Genomic DNA, 22,896 nt, shown 5'->3' on the forward strand with positions numbered 1-22,896 from the left:
ATTGCACGGGGCGCGTGACGCGCCGAATTTGCGATGGGTTTCTCATCGACGTTGGCGTCAATTCGTTTCTACCTGATGACTGCGTTTCCTCGGCGTTGCTTAACAACCCTGACACATTCATTGACCGGAAAGTCACCTGTCGCATAATCTCAATAGACCGAGAGCGACGGATCATTTGCGTTGCGATCATCGCCGACTCAGTAGCCCCATGAATCTCAAGACACCAAACCAATGCGAGAATACGACGAGCAGCGCGCGTTGATGACTTACGTGTGGCGCAACTATCCAGAACTTGTGCGCCCTCACCAGTGCCTGCCTTCTTCGGAAGCCATTCGCGATGCGCTGCCGGCCGATGCCCGAGATGCGTATTGGCAACACACACTTGAGTGCCGAAGAATTGTGGCCGATTCGATCGCCGAGGATGTGCGCGAGTCTCGTAACGGATACATCGTGCACATGACTCCCATGTTGCCGCAACTGAGCCCGGAGTTGCTCGAATTGGTAACACCCATAACAGAAAGGCTTGAGATCGAAGCATTCTGGGAGATGTTCCGTCCTCACCAAAGCCAAGTGTCGATTAATCGATGTCCCGAATGCAGCCGGATTCTCATCAACGAGAAGACACGTCAGTGCCTGTCATGCGGCCATGATTGGCATTAACTAACCGGTGCATGAGCCGGAGCCACCGAAGCGGATGAACAAGCACATCCATCCCGAAGTCCGCTTTCCGGAGTTGATTCGCGAGTCAACTCTGGAAATGCCCAACTACGTGATTGCGGGACTTATTGGCGCAATTCTCCTACCGTTCGCACGGATCATCGGACTGCTTTTCTTTGTGCCATTGATCTTCCATTTCATCTCCTCGGTCGTAACCTCTCTCTGGAACGCCAGGATACGATCACGCTGGGTGCGGTCATTCCCGTCGAAAATCAACTTCCGCAAGCTCAAACCTCTGATTCTTCAAGACCCACAGCGGTACACTCTGTACGTTCAGTATTACGGTGGTTTCGATGCGGTGCGATTACGCCCGGCGGCATTACTTCACGACACACAAACAGGCGAGCTCATCGCAGTTCACCCGGCCAGCTATCGTGCGGTGCAATTCTGCGAAAGCCACGGCGTGCCGATCGTATCCTGACAATAGCAGGCGGCGCGGTAACCCCGCCTGCCTGGATCCCGTGGTGGATAAGGTCTATCCATACCTTTTCTTAAACACAATCCGTTTACCGGTCAGCTTCACCTGACTTCCCTTTTCAGTGGCCAGCTGGGACTTTCGGGTATCGGAGTCGTATTTCGTGATCAACTTCTCGTCTGGGTCGGAGTTGTTCCACTTGATGTGCACGTGGAACATTCCCTTCGTGGAGAATGTCCCGACCGTCGCGTTTGAGTCCGGGGCGGACGCCGGGGACTTCGGCGGGCGGGAAGTACACGTCACTTTGCCATTGGCTGCAAAGTAGTAGTAGTAGGTATCGTACGGTTCTTCGAACACCTCCCACCAACCTCCGAGCCAGTAGGGAAGCGGCTCGCCGCTATTGAGCAGCGCCTTGATGCTGACCCAGCCTTGCAGTCCGGCCGGCTTCCAGGGTCGCGTCTTCCTCATGAGCTTGTCATACCCGGTCCGGCGTCCTCCTTGCCCTGAATCGGCCGAATGGAGCGTGCCCCCTTCCACGTACAGCACCACACCCATGTGATTTTGCCGCAGGCCATTGGCATCAGGCTTAGCACTGAACAAGCGGAACATATCGCCATACTCTGGCAGGGCTCCGCTGCTAGCAGGAACCCAGCAATGGCCGAGCCCGCGGGTTGCCAGCCAGTCCTTGATATCGAATCGCCCGACCGCCTTGTCGGCGCCTAGCCCCATTGCGGTTCCACACTTCGTGCAGAACTCGTTACAGGTCGTCGTCCCTTTGCGTAACCACGTCCTGAGCAACGATAGATGCTCCCATCCGGTGTACTTTTTGAAGATTTTATTGGTGACGCACTTCTTTTCGATGTCGTCGACATCGGTGCTTGTGAATGGATACTGCAAGATCGGTGTTCCCGATGGAACTTCCCTGCCGACCGGAGGAAACTCGCTGAAAAATGCGTGCAGTTTCCTCTGATAATCCTCGGTAATTTTTGCGCCTGCTCCCATAGAAATAGAAACCTTTCCCATCAAATGAAAAATGGACCCAAGAGACGAGATGCGATCGGCAGCAGAATTCGTCAATCAGAACGAAGCGCCGAGCATTCGGACAGTGACTTGCCACTCGCCGAAATGATGTTCGGCGTAGACTTGCTCGGAAACAACCGAGCACCGGTTGAGAAGCGACCTCAGAACGGCCCGCGTTTGCGGACGGAAAACAAGTCAGTCATTAATGATTATCTTCCGTTTTCCCGAACGGTTGCGTGGATTCCGTCGCATTCAAGCAAGAATTGTGAGGACTCGTCTCAGACTACGACGCTTGCGTGAAAACGTCTACAATCATCCACCGACGACTTCGATCCATAATTGCGCTGGCGATTCGAAACCAAACCCCGGGTTTTGTCGGATGACCCTGAATCCCTATTCGTTGCCGAACCCGAAAGATCACGATCGGTACTTTACCGATGACATTACCTTGCTACCCGTCGGTATCATTTGGCAAAGCCTGCAAGGGCAGTCGATATTTCTGCGAACGCTTTTTTTTGTGTACTTCGTCGTTCGCAAACTGTTTCGCCAGCGCATGCCGGCCAGCTATGGTACCCACTATCCGCCAACGCTGACGGAAACTACAGAAGAGCATCTGCCTGACGACGCACGACAAGCACTCACGGCCTTCGACCACCAGTGCCAGGCCGCTGGCATGGAGCACGTCGGATACTTTCTGCCAAGTTGGATCGGTGGAAAAAGCGGAGTAGTGTCGATATCGCTCGATCATCAGCGAATGGTTTGGTGTACCGCCAATTGGCTTGAAATTCGAGTTGGCCAGTACGGCAACGCGCGGGTTGTCTTCGCGTGTCACTCCGAAACGGCCGACGGTACCGAACTGCATACATCGGTCGAAACGGCCGAGCTTTGGATTCCCCAGATGATTCCGTCCAACGTCCAAATCGATCGCATTCCTCGTGGCTCAACCGTTGCCGACATCATCGAGCATCACCAGACGTCGGTCGCCGACCGAACGGACCTTGTCGCGTTTGATAACGACTCGCTAATCGCACACATTCAGCGGCGAAGCCTGGAGCTCATCGACTTCATGGTATCCAAGGGCTTTTATGTAGAACTGACGGCTGACGAGATCGACCGGCTGCGACGGACATCTGTTGGGGGCGCCAGCCAGCGGGTATGATGCAGGCAGTTTGCCGCGACTCCCCCAATCGATTGAGGTGCATATGGAAGGCGATTTCCTCAATAGCCTGGACGACGATATTCGCTTCGTCCGCGTTCTCTGGACCGACAACGCCAACGTCATTCGCGGCAAGGCCATCCACCGGCGTGCACTAGCCAACTATGCCGAGCACGGCGTGGGGATCACGGCTGCCTCGCAGGCCATGCCGGCTATGTACGATGCAGTCATTCCTGAAACCGGTTTGGGACCGATTGGTGAGATCCGGCTTGTCCCTGACTTCGCCACGTTCACGCCGCTGCCCTATTCTCCCGGTCACGCCCGGGTGATGGGCGACCTATTGCTTGACGGCGAGCCCTGGCCGCTGTGCCCGCGTGGCTTTCTAAAGCGGATCGCCGACGATGTAGCAAGTGAAGGTCTCGAGGTTATGGCAGGCTTCGAGAACGAATTCTTTCTCATGAAGCCAACGCCTGATGGTCGTATCGCACCGGCCGATGAAACCGTCTTCGCGGCGACGCTGTCGATGGACCTGGCCTGCACAGTGATCGATAACATTGTCGAAGCGCTGCTGGATCAGAGCATCCCCGTCGAGTTGTATTACCCCGAGTCGGGTCCCGGTCAGCACGAGCTTTCCGCGACCTACACAACGCTCACGCAAGCAGCCGACTGGCAAGTCGTCTTTCGCGAGACGGTTCACGCAGTCGCTGCCCGGCATGACCTCAAGGCAAGTTTCCTGCCCAAGGTCTACCCCGACAAAGCGGGCTGCGGCTGCCACCTTCACCTGAGTCTTTGGAAGGACGGCAAGAACATCTTCCCCGATGCGTCCGGCCCCGGTGGACTATCGGATACGGCTCTCTCGTTTCTTGCCGGCGTGCTGGAGCACCTGCCGGCACTGGCGGCCATCGTCGCGCCGAGCCCGAATTCCTATCGCCGACTCCAGCCGCATTACTGGAGCGGGGCGTATCGCTGTTGGGGATTGGACAACCGCGAGGCGGCCGTCCGCGTGCCGAGCAGTCCCACCGGCGACGGTTCGACCCATTTCGAATTGAAAACGGTCGATGCGACTTCCAACCCCTACCTGGCGGCCGGCTGCGTCGTTGCCGCAGGGCTCGATGGGATTCGGCGGAAGTTGAAGCCGGCACCACCGGTCCAGGTCGATCCAGGATCCTTGTCCGACGCGGAGCGGGCCGAACGTAACATCGATGCGTTGCCGGCGAACCTAGGTGATGCCATCAAGCAGCTGGCCGCCAACAAGGTGCTAACCGACGCACTTGGACCAGGCCTGGCGAAGTCGTTCCTGGCGGTTCGGCAAGCCGAGTGGGACGCGATGAAGGACTTCCAACTCGAAGACGAAGTGAGCCTGCTACTGGAGCGGTACTGATGGACCTGACGGCGATCCCGGTTTTGGACCAGCACGCCCACAACCTCATCAAGCCTGAGGTAGCGAGCCGGACCCCATTCCGGGCTGCCTTCACCGAAGGTTACGACCCCGACGTTATCGCCCATCACGCTCAGCACACACTCTTCTACCGCCGCAGTATCCGCGAGATTGCCCAGTTGCTTGGCTGTGATCCCAACGAAGAGGCCGTTCTCGCACGGCGGGACGCGCTGGGGCTAGAGCAGTTAACATCTCGGTGCTTCGAGGCCGCGAATCTGGAGGGGGTTCTGATCGACGATGGGCTGATGCCCGACGAAATCTTGCCGTTGGATTGGCACCGCCCGTTTGTGCCTGTTCATCGTCTGCTTCGCATTGAAACCCTGGCCGAAGAACTCGTCGGTGAAGCGGATTCGTTCGATGACTTCCTCGCCCAGTTCCGCGCAGCCATCGATCCACCGCCTGCGGAAGTGGTGGGCCTGAAAAGCATCATCGCCTATCGGACGGGCCTCGATGTTCGTCCGACTTCCATCGACGACGCACGGGCGAAGTTTGCCGCCTGGCAAGGCAGCAGTCAAACCCGTCGACCGCGACTGGTGGACAAGACACTGCTCGATTTTCTATTGCTGCAGGCGCTCGCAATTGCGAGTCGGCATCAGTTGCCGATTCAGCTGCACACGGGCTTCGGCGATCCCGATCTCGATCTGCGTCTGGCCAACCCATTGCACCTGCGTCCTTTGCTAGAGGATCGACGATACCGCGGGGCACCGATCGTACTGCTTCATGCATCCTATCCCTTCGCGCGTGAGGCAGGCTTCCTAGCTTCCGTCTACCCCCATGTCTACGTCGACATGGGGCTGGCGGTGCCGCTGCTGAGCGTGTCCGGCATGGGTCGTACCGTACGCGAACTGCTGGAGCTGGCCCCGTTTAGCAAGCTGATGTACTCCTCGGATGCCCACCTGATACCCGAGCTGTACTATCTCGCAGCAAAGTGGGGACGAACTGTCCTCGGAGAGATCCTCGACCAGGCAGTGCGGGACACCGATCTGACAACAGCGGAAGCGGATGAGGTCGCCGAGGCCGTCCTGCGGGGCAATGCTCGGAATCTGTACGGCCTGAGCAATTCTTGAGTGGGTCGGCTTGGCGCTTATCGCTTGAGCCGCCCCCTGAAATAGGTAGGTAAGGCAATCCATCACTACAACCACCCTAAGACCACCCATGCCCCCCTTATGGCCCAGCGACCCTTGTTATATCGTGACCTCCTGATATAATTGATTGTCTGAGATTCCTCTCCTCTTCTTACACCTCATTTCTATTTTGGAGAACTTGGAATGGTCCGCACTATTCGAAGAAGGGCATTCACACTCGTTGAATTGCTGGTCGTCATTGCCATCATTGGCGTTCTCATCGCTCTTTTGCTGCCGGCGGTGCAACAGGCTCGCGAAGCGGCTCGACGCATGCAGTGCACCAACAACCTCAAACAGTTGGCTCTATCGCTGCACAACTTTCACGATACCTACGGAAACTTTCCGGTCGGGGAGCAAGACGACGACAATGGCCAATGGGGCTGGGGCGTTGCTGTTCTTCCATACATCGAACAGAACAATATCTACGATCTGTTGACCGCCGATACGGCTAACTTTCTGTACCCAATTCCCGGAGGCGGCGACAATCCGTTTGGAACCACCGATGGCGGCAACAACAACGCCACGACCGTTCGGACGGCAGCTGGTGGTGGAGCAGCCACCAACGTGATCGACGCATTCGTTTGTCCCAGCGACATCTGGCCGGAACGAAATAGTGGTGGCTTTGGTAAGACGAACTATCTCGGCTGCATGGGTAGCGATACCAGCGGCGGCAACTGGGCGAGTTGGAGCAATCCCAACGGCGGCACGGAGAATGGCATTCTGCTACAGGCCAACAACAACAACAAAACTTGGGTGACCAACATGGCCGCGATCACTGACGGCACCAGCAACACGGTCGCCATCGGCGAAGCAACTCCAGACAACCAGGATTACACGATCGATCAGACTGCCCGAGTTCCGAACTGGGCTGGCGGCAACGCTGGTTACGCTGGCCAAGGACGTCAGCACAACTACCTTCGCATCATGGACCAAGCCTACCCGCTGAACTTGAAAGTCGGTTCCAACGCCAATCGCTGCTTCGGCAGTCAGCATCCTGGCGGTGGGAACTTCGCTCTGTGCGATGGTTCGGTTCGCTTCCTGGCTGAAACGATGGACGGGCTCGCGTACCAAGCGTTGGGCACCCGAAACGGCGGTGAGGTCGTGAGCCCCTAGTGGCTTCGACGATCCTCCTACGTCACTTCAAATGTTAATTGCAGTGCCGCTGCCGACTCGTTTTGGCAGTGGCACCTTTTCCACGCGAATACATCGAACTTTTCATCATTCTACGAGCGGAACGGCGAACTCGATTCGCCATTCATCTACGGAAACGAGGCTAATCATGAAAGACCGCCGTTTTCGATTGGGCCAGTGGTTTAGCGCCGTCTTGGTCCTATCACTACCGCTACTGGTCGTCGGCTGCACAGCCAACACAGGCATCGAACTCAAGGGGCATGTGAAAACATCCACCGGAGAGCCGGTTAAAGGGGGAACGCTAGTCTTCTCGCCGATTGGTGACGGGGGTGGCAAAGCGGCGAGTGCTGAAGTCCAGCAAGATGGCAACTACGCGGTATCGCCCGGCATCACCACCGGTAAGTACCGAATTGTCTATTCGCCGCCGGAGCCGGAACTGACCGAAGAGCAGCGGCACGACCCGACGTACACCGCACCGAAGCCGCCGTACATGGGCATGATCCCCAAAACGGATCAAGCGGAAATCAACGCGCAAACTACGACGATCGACGTCGAGCTTGTAAAAAGGCGTTAGATCACTAGGAGAAACGCTGGGGCTGAAAGTATTGCGTTTTCAGTCCTGACGGAATTCACTCGATCGCCCCCGTCGATTGGATCTTTGAACTGATCACCAGCAAGCAACGCCCGCTCAACTGTGTGTTGACCTACAACATGGTAGAAGCCGGCCGCCTCCCGCCATCTCGGCCCAGTGCGTATCGGCGAATCGGATAGCAGGTCACTCTATCGCTTTCGATATGCCGGCAAGCAGTCCGACTCTTGTTGGATGAGCGAACCTCTAGCATCAACGCGTGTCTCTTGAGAAATTGCCCTGCCTACGAGCCCTCTCATGACACAAGAACGCGAAATACGCGCTCAATACGATCGCGACACCATCGTCATCTATCAGGCGTACTCGCCGCAGATCGCTGATCCAGCGATTGCCCAGCAGCGATTTGTGCCGCCATTTTCATTCCACCGGATGACTTGGATTAAGCCGTCCTTTCTTTGGTTGATGCATCGCAGTAACTGGGGGCAAAAGAGCAATCAGCAACGTACGCTGGCTGTCCATATCTCACGCGCCGGATGGGACAAGGCATTGTCTTTGGGCGTACTCACCCACCCGGAGCCATCGATCTATCCAAACCCAGACCAGTGGAATACGGAGTTCCAGGAAGCGGCCGTCCATATCCAATGGGACACAGAGCGATCCCTGCGCGGGGCTGCCCAGAATCATTTCAGTATTCAGGTTGGTATCAGTCGCCACTTGATCGGCGAGTTTGTCGACCAATGGATCGTCAAGATCGTGGACTTTTCACCAACTGTTGCCAAGATTCGCGATTGCCTAAAATCAGGCAAAGAGAAGCACGCCAAAAGACTGCTTCCGCAGGAGCGGGTTTACCCGGTTGATCCCGCGGTTGCCAAGCGGATCCACATGGCGTAGCACGGCCGAAAGCTCGTCGACAACTCCGAAGGAAGGGTTCCCTACCATGTCACGAATCGCTCGCATCCTCTTAGGCATCGTTGTCCTTTTCGTTATTCCTGCCAGTGTTGCTTGGGCGTTGGGATTTGAACTGGGTCAGTCGAAAGATGAGCTCAAGCTCAAGTACGACGTTTCGATCTACGACCACGATACCGGACGCGTGACGGTGAAGTTCACGCTCGAAGATGAAGGGCGGCTCAAGCCCATCTCGTCCATTGATTTTCACATCCCGAGCGATGAAAAACATGACAGTGGTGGATACAAATCCGATCTCACCCTTTCCATGTCTACTCGAAATGAAGAAACCAAGCAGGTTGCGCGGATCCACATCCGCAAGGACTGGGCCGCACGAGCCGAAATCCAGATCAAGACCAGCCACCTCGACGGCAAACAGGAACCACTAACCTGGTACTACCACGCGATACCGCTCAAAGAGCTTGTCGCCAAGGCGAAACCCCACGAAACGGTCCACTTGGATTCTCCTTGAGGACCTAATCGCGGCACCGTACTTCTAAGATAGCCACAAAGCGAGTGTCGTTAGTCCACCCATCCCAGCACGTTCCGCAGCACTGACCAGCGAGGCTGTCGGGGTCGCTTTTCCTCGCCCAGAATCCAGTAGTCGTACAGCAGCTGATACGTTCCATCGGCGCGTTTGAGTCGCAGCCAGTCTTCCAGGAACTGGTCGAACTCGGTGTCGTTATTGCTCAGGTAATACAGGGGCACCCGGTTGCGGCCATTCAGCGGATTGGTCACGGCAAAATGAGGATAAAGCAAGGTCCAGGTCGAGCCTGACTCGGCGCTGATGACCAGTGCGTCGACCTCCTTGTACCGACCATCGAAGTACTCGTTCACCGTCTCGATTTCGACGACCTCGATGTTCTTGGGAAAGTCTTTCTTGGCCAGCTCCGCGAAGTAGCTATTCTTGACGGCGGCCAGCGTTACCTTGGGCATCTTGAGCATTGTTTCCACGTCGCGGAATTGACGCTCCCGGTGATCCGGCACCACCAGCGACATCGTCACCTCCATGTAGGGATCGCTCTCAGGAAAGTAGATCGCCTTGGTGACACTTCCCTCGACGGCCGACATAGCGAGATCGAAATGATCGCTGCGCAGTTGTTCCAGCACGTTACTTCGATCGATCGGGACAAACTCGATATCGACATCCAGATCTCTGGCCAGGATGTAGGCCATTTGAATATCGAAACCGATCAGTTCCCGTTCACCGTTGAAGTAGGCGAACGGCATCCGGTCGGGGCTGAAGCCGACGCGGAGGATCCCCCGCTCTTGAATGCGTTCGATCCGCGTTTGCCCCGGCTTGATCGGCTGAGGATTTGGCTCAGAGGTTTCCAGAATCGTATGCTTCGTCGCCTCGAACGTATCGGTGCGCCGAATCGGAACCATCGTACGCTCGGTAAGCAGGTCTTCGCGCGAGTAGTGATCCTGAAACTCGGCAATTAAGTAGCTGCGTGTCCCGATCGAAGTCACCAAGAGCAGCAACAGCGAACCGACAAAACCAATGACCATTTTCGTGGGCTTGAAGCGGGTTGTCCCACTGAGCACACAAAAAGTCAGCAGGGTGAACGAGATCAAGTGCATCGTTTTCATCAGGTCGCCAAACCGCGCGGCCGCCACCCCTGAGATCAGATACAAATTGAACAGGTCGCTGGGCAACTCGGCCAGGTTCAACATCAAGGGAATGGTCACCACCGGCTTACCAAACGCCCCCAGAAAGCCGACGCCCATCAGCGGCGGATACTTGTCGAGCGAAATCGCGGTACCAGAAAACCAGGCCGCAAACGGAATGAACACCAAGGCCACAATTCGCCCGATATCTGGCATGGGATACGCTAGCGGCACCAAAGACTCGGGCTTGTTTCCGTGCTGATTGTCGCCCAGGCCTGTCTCCGCTTGCAGCCGCTTCACGCTTTCGATGATCATCGGCAGAACGACAAACGAATTGCCGATCACGAAGGCCGTGATCAGTGGGTCACGCGAAGCCCGGAGAATATCCCAGTAGCCCAGCGGTGTGAACGCCGCCACAAACGCCGGCAATACGACCAATGCGATGATGACCGCCGGCAGGCAGTACGCCAGCAGGTAGCCTTGCAGCAAGCTCAACTGCCCCAGCTCAATCGTGCCGGCCGTATGGGCAGCAATGGCGAACAGGCCGATCGGTGTCAGCTGAACCACCATGCGGTTCACCTTCGACAGCGCATCGATCAACACCTGTAAAGGTTCCAGCAACTTCTCTTTGCCCGGCAGCTTCATCAACGCGAATCCGAGCCCAATCGCAAAGACCACTACCGCCGGGACCGCATTTTCCGCGAGCGACTCGAACGGATTCGAGGGGATGAACAAACTCTTCCAATCGTATGCCGGCGGGGGATCGGTGAAGCGGCTGCTATAAAACGAACCGGTTTCCCAGCGAGGAAACGCCAAAGCACTGACGGCCAGCGTCACCAAGCCAATCACCCACAGCACCAACAAGACCAAGAAGCTGATCCGCAACAGCCGAATACCGGACTCCCGCGTCAGTTGACCGATGTTGGTCATCAGCGAGACCAACACGTACGGCAAGACGGCCATCTGCAACAGGCCGACATACACATCACTGACCCAGCGAATCGACTCGGCGTACTCACCGAGAAACAGGCCGCAACCGATCCCCAACACCAGGGAAATCAAGACCCAAGTGGAGAAGCTAGGGTGTCGCTTGCGAGAAGTGGAATCTGCCATCGAACGCGGGGCCAGATAGAAGAGAAGCACATGATCAAGTCAAAGATGTCTCTCAAACGTAGTCCATGCGACTGCTGAATTCAATCAGCAGCGATTCCCAAGCCGACGTTTCGACGCCTGCCGTGCAAAAACTTCACAATGGGAACTCTCGGCCAATGTTATCGATTCCGCTACTGCGAATCTTCACCCAGGTACTTGGCGTAGTAATAACGAAACTGGTGGTAACTCAGCCCCAACTGCCGGGCCGCGGCGGCCTGGTTGTCGCCGCACTGGTTCATCGCTTCGCTGAGCATCAAGCGGCAAAAGTTATCCAGCCGCTGCTTGAAGCTCGTCCCGGCGACATCCAGCGGCCCGTTACTTAGCATGCCGATGTCTTCCGGCGTGATCTCGTCGGTCGTGTCGCGGTAGGCGGCGCGCTCAATAATGTTCTTCAGCTCTCGCACATTGCCAGGAAAGCGATACCGCCGCAGCACGTTGATCGCCGACTTCGACAGCTGCTTTCCAGCAAAGCGAGGAATCTCCTGGGCGAACTGATCGAGGAAGTGCTGCGCCAGTACTTCAATATCTCCTTCGCGATCTCGCAGCGTAGGAACTTCGATCACCTCGAACGCCAGCCGATCGTACAGGTCACTCAAAAACTCGCCTTCGCGAATCCGCTGCCGCAGGTCGACGTTGGTGGCGGCAATAATCCGGGCAGACGTACGCAGTTCCGCATGGCCGCCGACGCGGTTATATGTGCCGTACTCCACTACCCGCAGAATCTTCCGCTGGAACGGTAACGACATGTGACCGATCTCGTCCAGAAACAGCGTGCCACCATGCGCCAAGCCAAACTTACCATCGCGGGTTTCGTCCGCGCCGGTAAACGCTCCTTTTTCATGACCGAACAGTTCGCTCTCGAGCAGCGCCGTCGTAAACGCGGCGCAGTTGACCGTGACCATCGGCCGCGCATGATCGTCTTGGGCCTGGTGAATTGCCCGAGCAATAACCTCCTTACCGGTACCGCGCTCGCCGACAATCAATACCGGCCGCGGCACGCGAGCCACCAGCTGGACACGCTCGACAATCGAATGCATCTGCGGTGAGTTGCCGATGATCTGCCCGCGAAACTGAAGAACTTTCTGCAGCTGCGTGTTCTGGGCATCGAGCTCCCGTGCCTCGTGCAGCACTTCCAGCAAGTAGCCCATCTTCCCCAACAGTGTTGCCACTCGGGCAGCCAGCTGCGGCCCGCGGACCAGGAAGTCGTTCGCCCCCATGGCAATCGCCGAGGCGGCTGTTTCGACGCTCCCTTGATCGGCAGCAATCACGATGAGCGCGGTTGGCGACAGCTGACGCATCGCTCCAATCAGCTGGGAATTCGCATGCGGGCCATGAATGACAAACAAGCGATCGTCGGCCTGGGTGCGGACCTCACGCAGCAGTTCCTGCTCTTCCTGCACAACATGTACGTCACAACCTGGCGCAGCATCGCGAAACGCCGAGCGCAAATCGTCCAGCGGATCTTGATCGGAGCCGAAGATGGTCAGTCGTGAAAATTGCATGGCCTCATGCTACTCCTGAATGTGAGACTTTTCACTAGATGTAGTGAAAAGTCTCACATTCATAGACACCCACGGGATCACATAACCCTTTACCATAAAAAGCTTTAGTACAATTGCCACATTTTCGGTACGGCCCATGCAAAAGGGGACTCGGAACTACCACTAACCTCTTTGGAGAGCCTCGATGAAACGTGAATTGACTTGGAGTGAGTTGATGCTGCGACGCCTGATTCTTCTGGCGTGCCTGGTGGGATTAGCCGTAGAGGCCGACCTTCTCGTCGAGCAATACCTGTGGCCGATCGCCGCCAATGAGTTGGCCCTGCGGCAGATGGAGTCGCCTGCGTGGTCGCAAACGCTGCACACGCTAACCGCGCTGCACGCGTCCCTGCCGATGTCGCTATTGGGGCTGGTTTTGCTGGCCGCTGCTTTCTTGATTGGACCGCTGTTGTTGGCTCGTCGCGAACAGGCAGCTCAAGCTGAAGCACCTGCTGCACCTAATAGCTCGAAACAAAGTCTGCTGGTTTTGGCTGGTGTGGTTGTCATTCTGGCCGCTTCGACCGGCTGCCGTCCGTTTGACAGGCCCGAGTTTGAAGAGATCGACACGTCGGAAACCGGCTTCCTTATCCCCTTGGAAGGCGCCACCGATCAGCAGGTCGCATTCGAATCGGAAACTTACCTGGCCGAACGAAAGGTCGCCGCCAAGCGCGTTCAGGTACCCCATCGCTGGGTCCAGACCGGACGCCTGTACAGCACCGGGGAATGGATGGACACGGTTCGCCTGATCAAGGTTGATCGTTCGCCGGTTACGCGTGAGTGGACCGCCGACTCGACCAGCGGCACCAAGAACACCAACGAAGCGATCTGGATTGAAAGCAAAGATTCGGTCGGCTTCTCGGTGGGCTTCAACTGCACGGCGTTCATCGAAGAAGAAGACACGGCTCGCTTTCTGTACATGTATCGCAGCCGGTCACTGGCTGACATGATGGACTCAGAGGTCCGAGCCCGGATTCAGTCGGTTGCTGCCGAGACGGCAGCCAAGTACGACTTGGACGAACTCCGTTCCCGCAAGCAGGAGATGGTCGACGACGTACGCGCCGACGTGATCGCGTTCTTCAAGGAACGCGGCATCACGGTCACCACAATCGGCATGTTTGGTGGTTTCACCTACCAGAACCCGAAGATCCAGGAAGCAATCGACGAGACCTTCGTGGCGCAGCAGAAGAAAGTGATCAACATCGCTCTTTTCGACGCCCAGCAGAAGGAGAACGAACGCATCGAGTTGGAAGCCGAAGGTCAGGCAAACATGGCCCGTACGATTGCCGAAGGTGAAGCCGACGCGATCATGAAGATTGCCGAAGCAACCCGCGAAGCCCAATCCGATCCGCTGTTCGTGCAGCTCAAGCAGTTTGAGGTCGAACGTGACCGGATCGAGAAATGGAACGGCGAGTACCCGAACTACCTGTTTCAGATGGACTCAAGCAGCCAATCGCCCAGCCTGATGATGCAGCTACCGGCCCAGACGGCCAGCGTCATGAAAACGCCGGAGGCAAATTAGCCCTTGAGCAGAGATCAGGCCAAGATCTCACGGTGAACATGTCCGTGGACATCCGTTAAACGAAAATCACGACCGGCGTGGCGATAGGTCAGCCGCTCGTGATCGAGCCCCAAGAGATGCAGCAGAGTCGCGTGCAAATCGTGCACGTGCATCTTGTTTTCCTGGGCATAATAGCCGTACTGATCGGTTGAGCCGTGGCGATAGCCCGCCTTCACGCCGCCACCGGCCATCCACATGGTGAAGCCTTCTGGGTTGTGATCGCGGCCATTGGCTCCGCTTCCCTGACAGGTCGGCGTTCGCCCGAACTCGCCTCCCCACAGCACCAACGTATCTTCCAACAGGCCGCGTCGCTTCAAGTCGGCCAGCAGGGCACCGATCGGTCTGTCGACCTCGGCGGCATTCTTTGTGTGGCCTGCTTTCAAATCGCCATGCTGATCCCACTGCACCTTCGTATCGCTGTGGGTGACCTGGATGAATCGCACGCCGCGTTCGGCGAAACGTCGCGCGAGCAGGCACTGGCGTCCGAAGTCTTTCGTGACCTCATCATTGAGTCCGTACTCTTCGATGGTGGCCGCCGTTTCCTGCGAAAGGTCTTGCGTCTCCGGCATCTTCGACTGCATGCGATAGGCCAGCTCGAACGACTGAATTCTGGCCTCCAGCGAAGACTCACTCTGCACGTGCGTCATGTGCTCGCGGTTCATCGCGTTCATCAGGTCAAGCTGAACCCGCTGCACGTCCTTACTCCAGCGCGGGTTGTCGATGTACTTCACATTTGCCGCCGTCGATGGCTGCGACGCCACCCCCAGCGGAATGCCTTGGTACTCGGCCGGCAAGAATGCGGAACCCCAGTTCTTCGCGCCGCCGTGGGCGAACGTGGGACAGATGGTCACGAAGCCTGGCAGATTGTCGTTCTCGCTGCCGAGACCGTAATTCACCCATGCTCCCATGCTGGGGCGAATGAAGTTATCGCTACCGGTATGCAGCTTCAGTAGCGCACCGCCGTGCGACGGATTGGTACCGTGCACCGAATGCAAAAAGCACAGGTCATCGACATGCTGTGCGACATGCGGGAAAAGCTCACTCACGTGCATTCCGCTTTCGCCATACTGACGAAACTTCCACGGCGAACCTAACAGATTACCGGTCGGGGCAAACTGCACGCGAGGCTTGTCGAAGGGGAGGGGCTTGCCGTCATCCTTTTGTAGCTGCGGCTTGTAATCGAACGTATCGACGTGCGAAGGACCACCCTTCATGAACAGGAAGATGACCCGCTTGGCCCGGGCAGGGAAGTGGGCCAGTTCGGTCGCCGGAGCTCCCATCGCTTGTCGGGCCTCGCCTTGCAGCAGGGCCGATAGCGCCAGGTAACCGAAGCCGACCGCCGAGTTCTGCAGCAGACACCGCCGGGTCATCGTCGATGTCGATTGGTCGTTCATCGTGGTTCCCATTTCCAGGTCAGCCTATTGCACATACAGGAATTCGTTCGAGGCCAACACGCACTGGCACGCCGCGGCCCAAGCCTGGTGCTTTGCCGCGTCGTGATCCATCGTTTCTCGCAGGGCAACTTCCAACTGGTCGATCGTCGTTAGCAGCCGCGTCACCTCGTGATCGTGCGGCGGGCGCGAAACGGTCAACTGATACAACAATTCGATCCGTGCTCGTTCGTCATCCGGCACCTGCTGCTGCAATCGATCGGCCAGGTTTTCGGCGGCATCGAGAAACAGAGGACTGTTAAGCGTAAACAATGCCTGCGGAGCCACCGTCGAGGTCGCCCGGTCTCCCTGCGTGGTGTCAGCCGTAGCGAAATCAAACAGCGCGAAGCCGTCGTACAAGTTGTTACGAATGACCGGCAAATAGATCGAACGCCGCTGCGTATCGTAGCTGGTGTCGTCCTTTGAGGTGTGATCGAACACCAGCTTCCACTTGTCGACCGTCAGCATGGTGGTTCCCTGCGTCGGATCGAGCTTGCCGCTAACTGCCAGCAACGAATCACGCAGGGCTTCGGCTTCCAATCGCTGCACATTAGCTCTCCAGTACCAGCGGTTTTCTGGGTCGATCGTCGCATTCTCTTCGTTCACGCTGCTGCTTCGCTGGTAGGTGTCGCTAAGCATGATCTGCCGGTGCAGCTTTTTAAGCGACCAGCCGTTGGCCACGAAATCGGCGGTCAGCCAATCCAACAGTTCAGGGTGGGTTGGCGCTTCGCCCAGCTTACCGAAGTTGTCGGTCGACGGCACAAGCCCGGTACCGAAATGCCATCGCCAGACGCGATTGACGGCCACGCGGGCCGTAAGCGGGTTATCCGCGTGAACTAACCATTGAGCCAGTTGCAGGCGACCACTCTCGGCGTCGCTGATATCCAGTGGCTGGCTTCGCTGAAGCACAACGGGCACGCCGCGGGGCACTTGCTGCCCCAATATCAAGTGACTCCCGCGGACGTGGATCCGCAAGTTCTCTGGCGTTCCCTCTTTCACCGCCATCGCGGTCGGCAACTCAGGGGCTTGCTCGGTAAGCGAAGCGATCTCCTTTCGCAGCGTGTCAAGTTGCTTACGAATGTCTTCCGGATAGGCTTCCTCCTTGCTATCGGGATGCTTCTGTTTGGCCTCTTTGACCAGCTTGTCGAGCTCGGTCTGCTTCTCCTTTTTCGCCTGATCGAGCTTCGCTTTTCGCTGAACTTCCTCGTCGGTTGCCAACACCTTTTCGTTGTACTTGGCAATCGTCTTGAGCGACTGCATCGACTGCGTGCTTTTGAAGATGCCGGCCAGCGCGTAATAGTCGGCGGTCGAGATCGGGTCGAACTTGTGATCGTGACACCGGGCACACGCGATCGTCAGACCGAGAAACGCCTGACCCAGCGTATCGATCTGCTCGTCGATGATATCCATCTCCATCTTCACGGTGTCTTTCTCGGCCAATACCTTGGGGCCAAGCGTCAGAAAACCGGTCGCGATTGCCGAATCGTCATCCGACCCGCCATCCGACTTCCCGGCCAGCAGATCGCCGGCAACCTGCTCCATGACGAACTGGTCGAACGGCTTGTCTTCGTTCAGCGCGTCAATCACGTAGTTGCGATACCGCCAGGCATCGACGAACGCCTGGTTTTCGTCCAGGCCGTTGCTATCGGCGTAACGTACGACATCCAGCCAATGCCGTCCCCAACGTTCGCCATAAGCGTCGGATGCCAGCAAGCGATCGATCACCTTGGCAAACGCGTCGGGCGAGTCATCCGCCAGGAACACGCTCACTTCGTCCGGCGTCGGGGGTAAGCCGGTTAGATCGAACGTGGCCCGACGGATGAGTGTCCGCCGATCGGCCGGGCCGTTGGGTGCCAGGCCTTGCTTGGCCAGCGGCGCATGGATGAACGCGTCGATTGGGTTTTGAGCTTCGCTAGTCGGGATCACCGGCCGCCGAACCGGTTGAAACGCCCAATACGCGCGAGCCGCATTCATGTCGATCGGCGAACGTCTCGGCTGGATGCTCCCGCTGCCGAGTTGATCGGGATGGGGTGCCCCCATTTCAATCCACTGCTGCAGCAGCTTGATCTGCGCGTCGGTCATCTTGCCGTCGGGCGGCATCTTCAGATGTTCGTTGTCGTACCGCACCGCGGCCAGTAGCAGGCTGTGCTTCGGATCTTTGGGAATCACCGCCGCGCCCGATTCACCGCCGCCGAGCATGCCTGACATGGTATCGACGCGGAGCGAGCTTTCCTGTGTATGGGCCCCGTGGCAATCGACGCAGTGCTCGACCAACAACGGACGGATCTTCGACTCAAAGAATGCCAGGTCCTGCGAACTAGGCGAGGCCGGTTCCGCGGCATACGCGTGCGAACCGGTCACCACAAGCAGCAAAACTGCAGCTCGAAGGATCGTCGCGGGCACGAAAGGCGATGTCGGCATAGTAGCCTCACTACGCGTCTGTCGAAGGGCAGGCACCACCACCCCAAACGAGGGTAGCGGCAAAAACAGGCAGGAAAGTGATATCAGGTGAGATCACTTTAGTATATCGCAAGCCGCACATTTGCCCACATTGATTTTTGGACGCAGACAATTTTGCCTGATCACCGGCGTTCGCTTTAGAATTGAATTCGTGGTCAATTCACCTAGGTAGGCTACCCCGCCGCTGGCTCTCCTTGCTTTGCGTTCGTAGGGAAATTTGCATACGTAAAGCCACAGGCGTGGGGGCCGAAGAGGACTCCCGACTACGCGCTACGGTCGGTCTGCGCGATCGCGATCATTTCATAGAATTCTTGGGCGATTAAAAAATTGAAATCAAAGAACTAAGAATGCAGAATAGGGAACACTTGGCTCCTTTTCTTCTTCCCATGTGGGTATCACGTTATGCCATGTCGTGTTTCATTGCTGGTCCTCTTGCTGGCGTTTGTCTGCCTGCAGGTCGCTTGGGCGGACGAGCAGGCAGCCCGCGTTTGGACCAGTCGCGATGGGAGGTTTCGTACGACTGCGACCCTACTGAAAATTCAGCAGTCCTCGGTCATTCTCAAGCAGGCTGATGGAAACCAGATCGAAGTCTCCCTCGATTCTCTTTCGCCGGACGATGTGCAATTCATCTTCAAGGCCAAGCAGTCCACCTCTCAGACGCCGCCGATGGGCCGCATCAATTGGGGCGACCAACTGGATGGCGCGGTCGATCTGATCGGTGCCTTGGATTTGGCGAAAGCGACCATTCGCGGCAATCCCAAGCAACGCCCAGAAGGGCTGACGCTTCCCCGCGGTGAACGAACGATCGTCGGTATCCCTGCCCAGTCACCCCCGCAGTATCAATTGGCGATGACCATCGAGCGGCAAGCAGGGGATGAAGCCTTGTTCCTGGGCTTGATGGCCGGCGGAAAGCGAGTGGCCCTCGGTCTGGACGGATATAAGCGATTCAGCGAGCTCAGTCGAATCGATGGCTCGATTGAAGTTTCCAAGGTTACCCGCTATCGCGGACAGCGTCTGCGTCCAGGCACGACGCACGACATTGTGGTGACCGTACATCACCACCACATTCACGTTTCGATCGATGGAACGACTTTCCTCAATTGGCACGGCGACACGGATCGCTTTCAGGTGGTCGGGTCCGACTGGAACAATGTCCCGGACGATGGCTTCGTGTTGATTGGATATGGTGCCCAGTTTCTCATCTCGCGGATGGAGCTACGCGAAATCACGAAGTCGCAGATTCAGCCGCGCAAGATCGATTCGCAGGAAGTGGTTTCCTCGGTGGCTTTGATCGAATCAGGCTCGAGCAGCGGCTCTGGATTCATGGCCGCGCGCAATCTCGTCGTCACCAACCATCATGTGATTGCCGACGCCGTGGTTGCCGACCTGAAGGTTCACTTTGGCGACTCCGATAAGGCTTACCCTGTTGCGAGTGTCGTTTACTCCAATCCCCAGCGCGACCTGGCGATTCTCCTGGTCGAAGCCGACGTGCTGCCCCTTTCGCTGTGCTACGACAATTCAGCCACGACCGGCAACGAGGTGAAGGTCTATGGCAACCCATCGGTGGGCGGCGGGATCATCCTCAAAAATGCCGTGGTCGGCGGCAAGATCGGAGCCAACGTTCGTATCGCCGGAGCCGACTATCTGCAGATCGATGCGAAGGTAAACCCAGGCTCCAGCGGCGGTCCTATCCTCAGCAGCGATAGGCAAGTAGTCGCGGTAACCGCGATGAAAGCGAACGAAGATGCCGAAGCATCCATCCGCGAAGGGATCACGACCTTCAGCGACAAGTACAAGCGTGACGATTCCTCGAAGCTACAGGTCGGCATTGCCTTCGGAATACCGGCCAGCGACGTGACGAGTGCCATCGATATTGTTCTGAAACAATCGCCTGAGGACGCAGCGAACGTCTCGGCCCAGCACGATTTGCTGATTGTGTTTGAGCGGTTGGTCGCACTGGTCGGACTTCGGTATATCGAAGCGCTCGCGATGTGTGGCCAGCACATCAAACACCAGGCCTTCGTCGTCAGTTCGCAAGGGAAAGCCGGCGGCATGTGCCGTATGCTCTCTCCCGGCGAAGACCTGAAGATGCAACAGGCATTCAAAAGCGGGGCCGCTCGTGAGATCATCGCCGTGTTGTCGGAGAACCTGGACCGAGACATTCAGTCGCTGAAAAATAACCGGGCCATCTCATCACGTGCCCGCAGCAGTCTGGCGACGCTCGATCGCCTGATCCCCGAACTGGCCCGCTTCGCCAACCAAAACCACGCCAACTACGCCACCTTCAGCCAATCGATGCTGCAGTATGAACAGCAACTCGAACGTTCGCTAACGGCCGTGGCGGTGGAAGTGGGGTTGAAGGATGAGTAACGCTCCATACAGTGGCGACCGACAGGGTGGCACTGATCACGGATGATACCTCTGTGTGCCACTGGCCTCTGGCTGGTGTATTCGAAGCTGATTAAAGGTTGGCACGCTGGTACCCACCTCGCACTGGCGAGGGTGCCAGTGGCACACGGACAAGCGAAGCTACTTCGCCACAATCCGCTGGCTTAGCTCACCCGTCTCTTTGTGCCGCAGAATCAGCTTCGTCGCACCATCAGGCATCATTTCTCGTTTGATCAGATCGTGCTCGTCGTCGTACGAACGCGACTTTTCGACCTTCTGCTCGCCGGTGTGGCCTCGCCATAGGGGAAGTTCGACCGGGGACCATTGTCGGGTCTTCACCGATTGGTACGCGGCGTCGATGATCGCGTTGACGACGTAGCCATCGTAGAAATCTTCCTGAGGTTTGCCGCCGTTTTCCATTTGGGTGAGGACGTCGGCGAACATGTCGTCGTAGCCCAGCGCGGCCCCTTCGTTGCCGACCGGGAAGAGCCAGCCGGTGTCGGTCTCGGCTTTTTCGGCGATGTAGCCTGACTGGTTGGACGACGAGAACATCTCCATCCCGGTCCGCAGCCAATGGTTGAGCCAGATGGTTCCTTCGGTGCCGCCGACCTCGTCCCGCAGGTCCATTCCGCCGCGGAAGATCCAGCTGGTCTCGAACTGCCCGATCGCGCCGTTTTCGTAGCGGACCATGCCGATCGCGTGGTCTTCGACTTCCACCGGATGGTACTGCGTATCGGCCCAGCACATCACTTCGACGGGGCGAATTTCCTTGCCGATGAAGTTGCGGCCGATCTCGATGCAATGACACCCCAAGTCGATGATCGCCCCACCGCCAGAGAGTTCCTTATTCCAAAACCAATCGCTGTGCGGGCCTGGGTGCGCCTCGCGCGACCGAACCCACAGCACATCCCCAATCGCCCCGGCACGCACCGACTGAAGTGCCTTTAATGTCTTGGGGGTGTAGACGAGATCTTCGAGATAAGCATGGTAAACGCCAGCCGCTTCGACGGCCTCCAGCATCTGCAGGGCTTCCTGCGCGTTCACGCCGAGCGGCTTCGTGCAGAGGATCGCTTTGCCGGCCGCGGCGGCTGCCAGTACCACTTCCAGGTGCATGTGATTGGGCAAGCCGATCACGACGGCATCGATCTCGTCGCTTGCCAGTGCGGCCTGCCAGTTGTCGGTTGCGTGAGGGATGCCGAACTCATCGGCAAACGCGTCCGCGCGATCGTGGCTGCGGGAATAGACCAGATGAATCCGGTCTCGCGAACGTGGTGCGTGCAGCGATTGAGCGTAGAACCGGCCGATCAGACCGGTACCCAGAAGAGCAATGCGTGTCATAGAAGTGCCTTCATCGGTGCGATTTTAGTGGCTGGCCGAAACGGCCTGAATCGCTTTCGAGACCCGTTGGTCGGGCCAGATTTCCAGAGGAGAGTAGTTGGGGTGGCGACCGCCGGTGACGATCGGATCGTTGTGCCGGGTATTATAACAGCAGATCAGCGACCATCGCGGGTTGTCGGAAGTATTCTGATCCGAGCGATGCAGCAAATTGCTATGAAAGAAGACCGCGTCGCCGGGGCTCATTTCACAGTAGACCAGTTCGTGCCGCCCAATCGCGGCTTCGACGCGCTGCGGGTCGGCGCCGGTCTGATCGCCGATCATTACATGATTGACGCGGCCCATGTGATGTGTACCGCGGAGAACCTGCAGGCAGCCGTTGGCCTTGGTTGCCTGATCGACGGCGATCATGCAGCTTCCCATGTCAGGGTACAGACAACCGTTTTCGTACCAGTAGCCGTAGTCTTGATGCCACTCCCAGGCCCCGCCGGTCTTGGGCTGCTTGAGCATCATCTTGTGGTGGTAGTGATAGACCTCGTCCCCCAACAGCTTCTGCATCGTCCCGGCTACGCGCTGGCTGCGCACGATCGCAGTGTACAGCGAGCTCTCTTCCAGGTCGTTTCGCACCGTCAAGCGCGTTTCCTTTCCGGTAGCATCCGTCTTCACATGCGACTGGCCCAGCAAATCTTGATCGGCCCGGGCATACGCCAAGAGGCCGTCCATCTCGGACTGGTCAAACAAACTACGGACAATCAAATAGCCTTCGGTCTGAAACCGCGCGACCTGTTCTTCGCTCACGGCGAACTGATTCATCGATCGATCCTTCTGGTCTCGGAACATGAGGGGAGGTTGGGTGAGACACGCAGCCATTATCCACATTCCACGCCCCATC

The 22,896-nt window shown here is 57.5% G+C and carries 18 protein-coding genes; 11 read left to right on the forward strand and 7 right to left on the reverse strand.

Annotated features, from left to right (window positions below; all coding sequences use genetic code 11):
• The first annotated feature begins 231 nt into the window (after nt 1-231).
• Entirely contained in the window at nt 232-660 is a 429-nt protein-coding gene (locus PSR63_RS27415; protein WP_274329390.1) for a hypothetical protein, read from the forward strand.
• 34 nt (nt 661-694) lie between these two features.
• Nucleotides 695-1,138, forward strand: a complete 444-nt coding sequence (locus PSR63_RS27420; protein WP_274329392.1) for a hypothetical protein — start codon at nt 695-697, stop codon at nt 1,136-1,138.
• A gap of 54 nt (nt 1,139-1,192) precedes the next feature.
• Here PSR63_RS27420 and PSR63_RS27425 read toward each other — a convergent pair whose 3' ends face one another.
• The gene (locus PSR63_RS27425; protein ID WP_274329393.1) at nt 1,193-2,029 is read right to left on the reverse strand and encodes a hypothetical protein; all 837 of its coding nucleotides are present in this window, start codon (nt 2,027-2,029) and stop codon (nt 1,193-1,195) included.
• 502 nt (nt 2,030-2,531) lie between these two features.
• On the opposite strand from PSR63_RS27425, the gene PSR63_RS27430 reads away from it, so the two are divergent.
• From PSR63_RS27430 to PSR63_RS27460, 7 genes are all read left to right on the forward strand, one after another.
• Nucleotides 2,532-3,311 carry a hypothetical protein gene (locus PSR63_RS27430; protein ID WP_274329395.1) on the forward strand — a complete coding sequence of 260 codons (780 nt, stop codon included), beginning with the start codon at nt 2,532-2,534 and terminating at the stop codon, nt 3,309-3,311.
• Between the two features lie 10 nt (nt 3,312-3,321).
• Nucleotides 3,322-4,689 carry a glutamine synthetase family protein gene (locus tag PSR63_RS27435; RefSeq protein WP_274329397.1) on the forward strand — a complete coding sequence of 456 codons (1,368 nt, stop codon included), beginning with the start codon at nt 3,322-3,324 and terminating at the stop codon, nt 4,687-4,689.
• Nucleotides 4,689-5,813, forward strand: coding sequence for an amidohydrolase family protein (locus PSR63_RS27440; protein WP_274329399.1), 1,125 nt, complete (start codon nt 4,689-4,691; stop codon nt 5,811-5,813). The genes PSR63_RS27435 and PSR63_RS27440 overlap by 1 nt, the downstream gene beginning before the upstream one ends.
• Nucleotides 5,814-6,014: 201 nt before the next feature.
• A complete protein-coding gene (locus tag PSR63_RS27445) occupies nt 6,015-6,983 on the forward strand; it encodes a DUF1559 domain-containing protein (protein WP_274329401.1) in 969 nt (322 codons plus the stop codon).
• Between the two features lie 166 nt (nt 6,984-7,149).
• Nucleotides 7,150-7,575 carry a hypothetical protein gene (locus tag PSR63_RS27450; RefSeq protein WP_274329403.1) on the forward strand — a complete coding sequence of 142 codons (426 nt, stop codon included), beginning with the start codon at nt 7,150-7,152 and terminating at the stop codon, nt 7,573-7,575.
• A gap of 312 nt (nt 7,576-7,887) precedes the next feature.
• Nucleotides 7,888-8,481 (forward strand): DUF4291 domain-containing protein, encoded by a 594-nt coding sequence (locus PSR63_RS27455; RefSeq protein ID WP_274329405.1) that lies wholly within the window; start codon nt 7,888-7,890, stop codon nt 8,479-8,481.
• Between the two features lie 46 nt (nt 8,482-8,527).
• Nucleotides 8,528-9,007: a hypothetical protein gene (locus PSR63_RS27460; RefSeq protein WP_274329407.1), complete on the forward strand. Its 480-nt coding sequence runs from the start codon at nt 8,528-8,530 to the stop codon at nt 9,005-9,007.
• A 50-nt stretch (nt 9,008-9,057) separates the two neighbouring features.
• Here the strand turns inward: PSR63_RS27460 and PSR63_RS27465 are convergent, their stop codons facing one another.
• Nucleotides 9,058-11,256 carry a cation:dicarboxylate symporter family transporter gene (locus tag PSR63_RS27465; RefSeq protein WP_274329409.1) on the reverse strand — a complete coding sequence of 733 codons (2,199 nt, stop codon included), beginning with the start codon at nt 11,254-11,256 and terminating at the stop codon, nt 9,058-9,060.
• Nucleotides 11,257-11,426: 170 nt separating this feature from the next.
• A complete protein-coding gene (locus PSR63_RS27470) occupies nt 11,427-12,797 on the reverse strand; it encodes a sigma-54-dependent transcriptional regulator (protein WP_274329411.1) in 1,371 nt (456 codons plus the stop codon).
• A 184-nt stretch (nt 12,798-12,981) separates the two neighbouring features.
• Here PSR63_RS27470 and PSR63_RS27475 point away from each other — a divergent pair, with 184 nt between their 5' ends.
• The gene (locus PSR63_RS27475; protein ID WP_274329412.1) at nt 12,982-14,352 is read left to right on the forward strand and encodes an SPFH domain-containing protein; all 1,371 of its coding nucleotides are present in this window, start codon (nt 12,982-12,984) and stop codon (nt 14,350-14,352) included.
• A 14-nt stretch (nt 14,353-14,366) separates the two neighbouring features.
• Here PSR63_RS27475 and PSR63_RS27480 read toward each other — a convergent pair whose 3' ends face one another.
• Nucleotides 14,367-15,785, reverse strand: a complete 1,419-nt coding sequence (locus tag PSR63_RS27480) for a DUF1501 domain-containing protein (protein WP_274329414.1) — start codon at nt 15,783-15,785, stop codon at nt 14,367-14,369.
• Between the two features lie 24 nt (nt 15,786-15,809).
• Nucleotides 15,810-18,242 carry a DUF1553 domain-containing protein gene (locus PSR63_RS27485; protein WP_274329416.1) on the reverse strand — a complete coding sequence of 811 codons (2,433 nt, stop codon included), beginning with the start codon at nt 18,240-18,242 and terminating at the stop codon, nt 15,810-15,812.
• A 441-nt stretch (nt 18,243-18,683) separates the two neighbouring features.
• Here PSR63_RS27485 and PSR63_RS27490 point away from each other — a divergent pair, with 441 nt between their 5' ends.
• The gene (locus tag PSR63_RS27490; RefSeq protein ID WP_274329418.1) at nt 18,684-20,651 is read left to right on the forward strand and encodes a trypsin-like peptidase domain-containing protein; all 1,968 of its coding nucleotides are present in this window, start codon (nt 18,684-18,686) and stop codon (nt 20,649-20,651) included.
• A gap of 159 nt (nt 20,652-20,810) precedes the next feature.
• On the opposite strand, the gene PSR63_RS27495 is transcribed toward PSR63_RS27490, so the two are convergent.
• Entirely contained in the window at nt 20,811-22,007 is a 1,197-nt protein-coding gene (locus tag PSR63_RS27495; protein ID WP_274329420.1) for a Gfo/Idh/MocA family protein, read from the reverse strand.
• Nucleotides 22,008-22,031: 24 nt separating this feature from the next.
• On the reverse strand, nt 22,032-22,817 hold the full coding sequence (locus PSR63_RS27500) for a phytanoyl-CoA dioxygenase family protein (RefSeq protein ID WP_274329422.1): 786 nt from the start codon (nt 22,815-22,817) through the stop codon (nt 22,032-22,034).
• Nucleotides 22,818-22,896 lie beyond the last annotated feature (79 nt).

Origin of the sequence: Bremerella sp. P1 (assembly GCF_028748185.1) — a bacterium.
Lineage (GTDB): Bacteria > Planctomycetota > Planctomycetia > Pirellulales > Pirellulaceae > Bremerella.

Coding starts and splice junctions, on each gene's coding strand:
- PSR63_RS27490 (WP_274329418.1), top strand. CDS start 18,684: ATGCCATGTCGTGTTTCATTGCTGGTCCTCTTGCTGGCGTTTGTCTGC.
- PSR63_RS27485 (WP_274329416.1), bottom strand. CDS start 18,242: ATGCCGACATCGCCTTTCGTGCCCGCGACGATCCTTCGAGCTGCAGTT.
- PSR63_RS27420 (WP_274329392.1), top strand. CDS start 695: ATGAACAAGCACATCCATCCCGAAGTCCGCTTTCCGGAGTTGATTCGC.
- PSR63_RS27455 (WP_274329405.1), top strand. CDS start 7,888: ATGACACAAGAACGCGAAATACGCGCTCAATACGATCGCGACACCATC.
- PSR63_RS27440 (WP_274329399.1), top strand. CDS start 4,689: ATGGACCTGACGGCGATCCCGGTTTTGGACCAGCACGCCCACAACCTC.
- PSR63_RS27475 (WP_274329412.1), top strand. CDS start 12,982: ATGAAACGTGAATTGACTTGGAGTGAGTTGATGCTGCGACGCCTGATT.
- PSR63_RS27445 (WP_274329401.1), top strand. CDS start 6,015: ATGGTCCGCACTATTCGAAGAAGGGCATTCACACTCGTTGAATTGCTG.
- PSR63_RS27500 (WP_274329422.1), bottom strand. CDS start 22,817: ATGAATCAGTTCGCCGTGAGCGAAGAACAGGTCGCGCGGTTTCAGACC.
- PSR63_RS27460 (WP_274329407.1), top strand. CDS start 8,528: ATGTCACGAATCGCTCGCATCCTCTTAGGCATCGTTGTCCTTTTCGTT.
- PSR63_RS27480 (WP_274329414.1), bottom strand. CDS start 15,785: ATGAACGACCAATCGACATCGACGATGACCCGGCGGTGTCTGCTGCAG.
- PSR63_RS27430 (WP_274329395.1), top strand. CDS start 2,532: ATGACCCTGAATCCCTATTCGTTGCCGAACCCGAAAGATCACGATCGG.
- PSR63_RS27470 (WP_274329411.1), bottom strand. CDS start 12,797: ATGCAATTTTCACGACTGACCATCTTCGGCTCCGATCAAGATCCGCTG.
- PSR63_RS27465 (WP_274329409.1), bottom strand. CDS start 11,256: ATGGCAGATTCCACTTCTCGCAAGCGACACCCTAGCTTCTCCACTTGG.
- PSR63_RS27495 (WP_274329420.1), bottom strand. CDS start 22,007: ATGACACGCATTGCTCTTCTGGGTACCGGTCTGATCGGCCGGTTCTAC.
- PSR63_RS27450 (WP_274329403.1), top strand. CDS start 7,150: ATGAAAGACCGCCGTTTTCGATTGGGCCAGTGGTTTAGCGCCGTCTTG.
- PSR63_RS27415 (WP_274329390.1), top strand. CDS start 232: ATGCGAGAATACGACGAGCAGCGCGCGTTGATGACTTACGTGTGGCGC.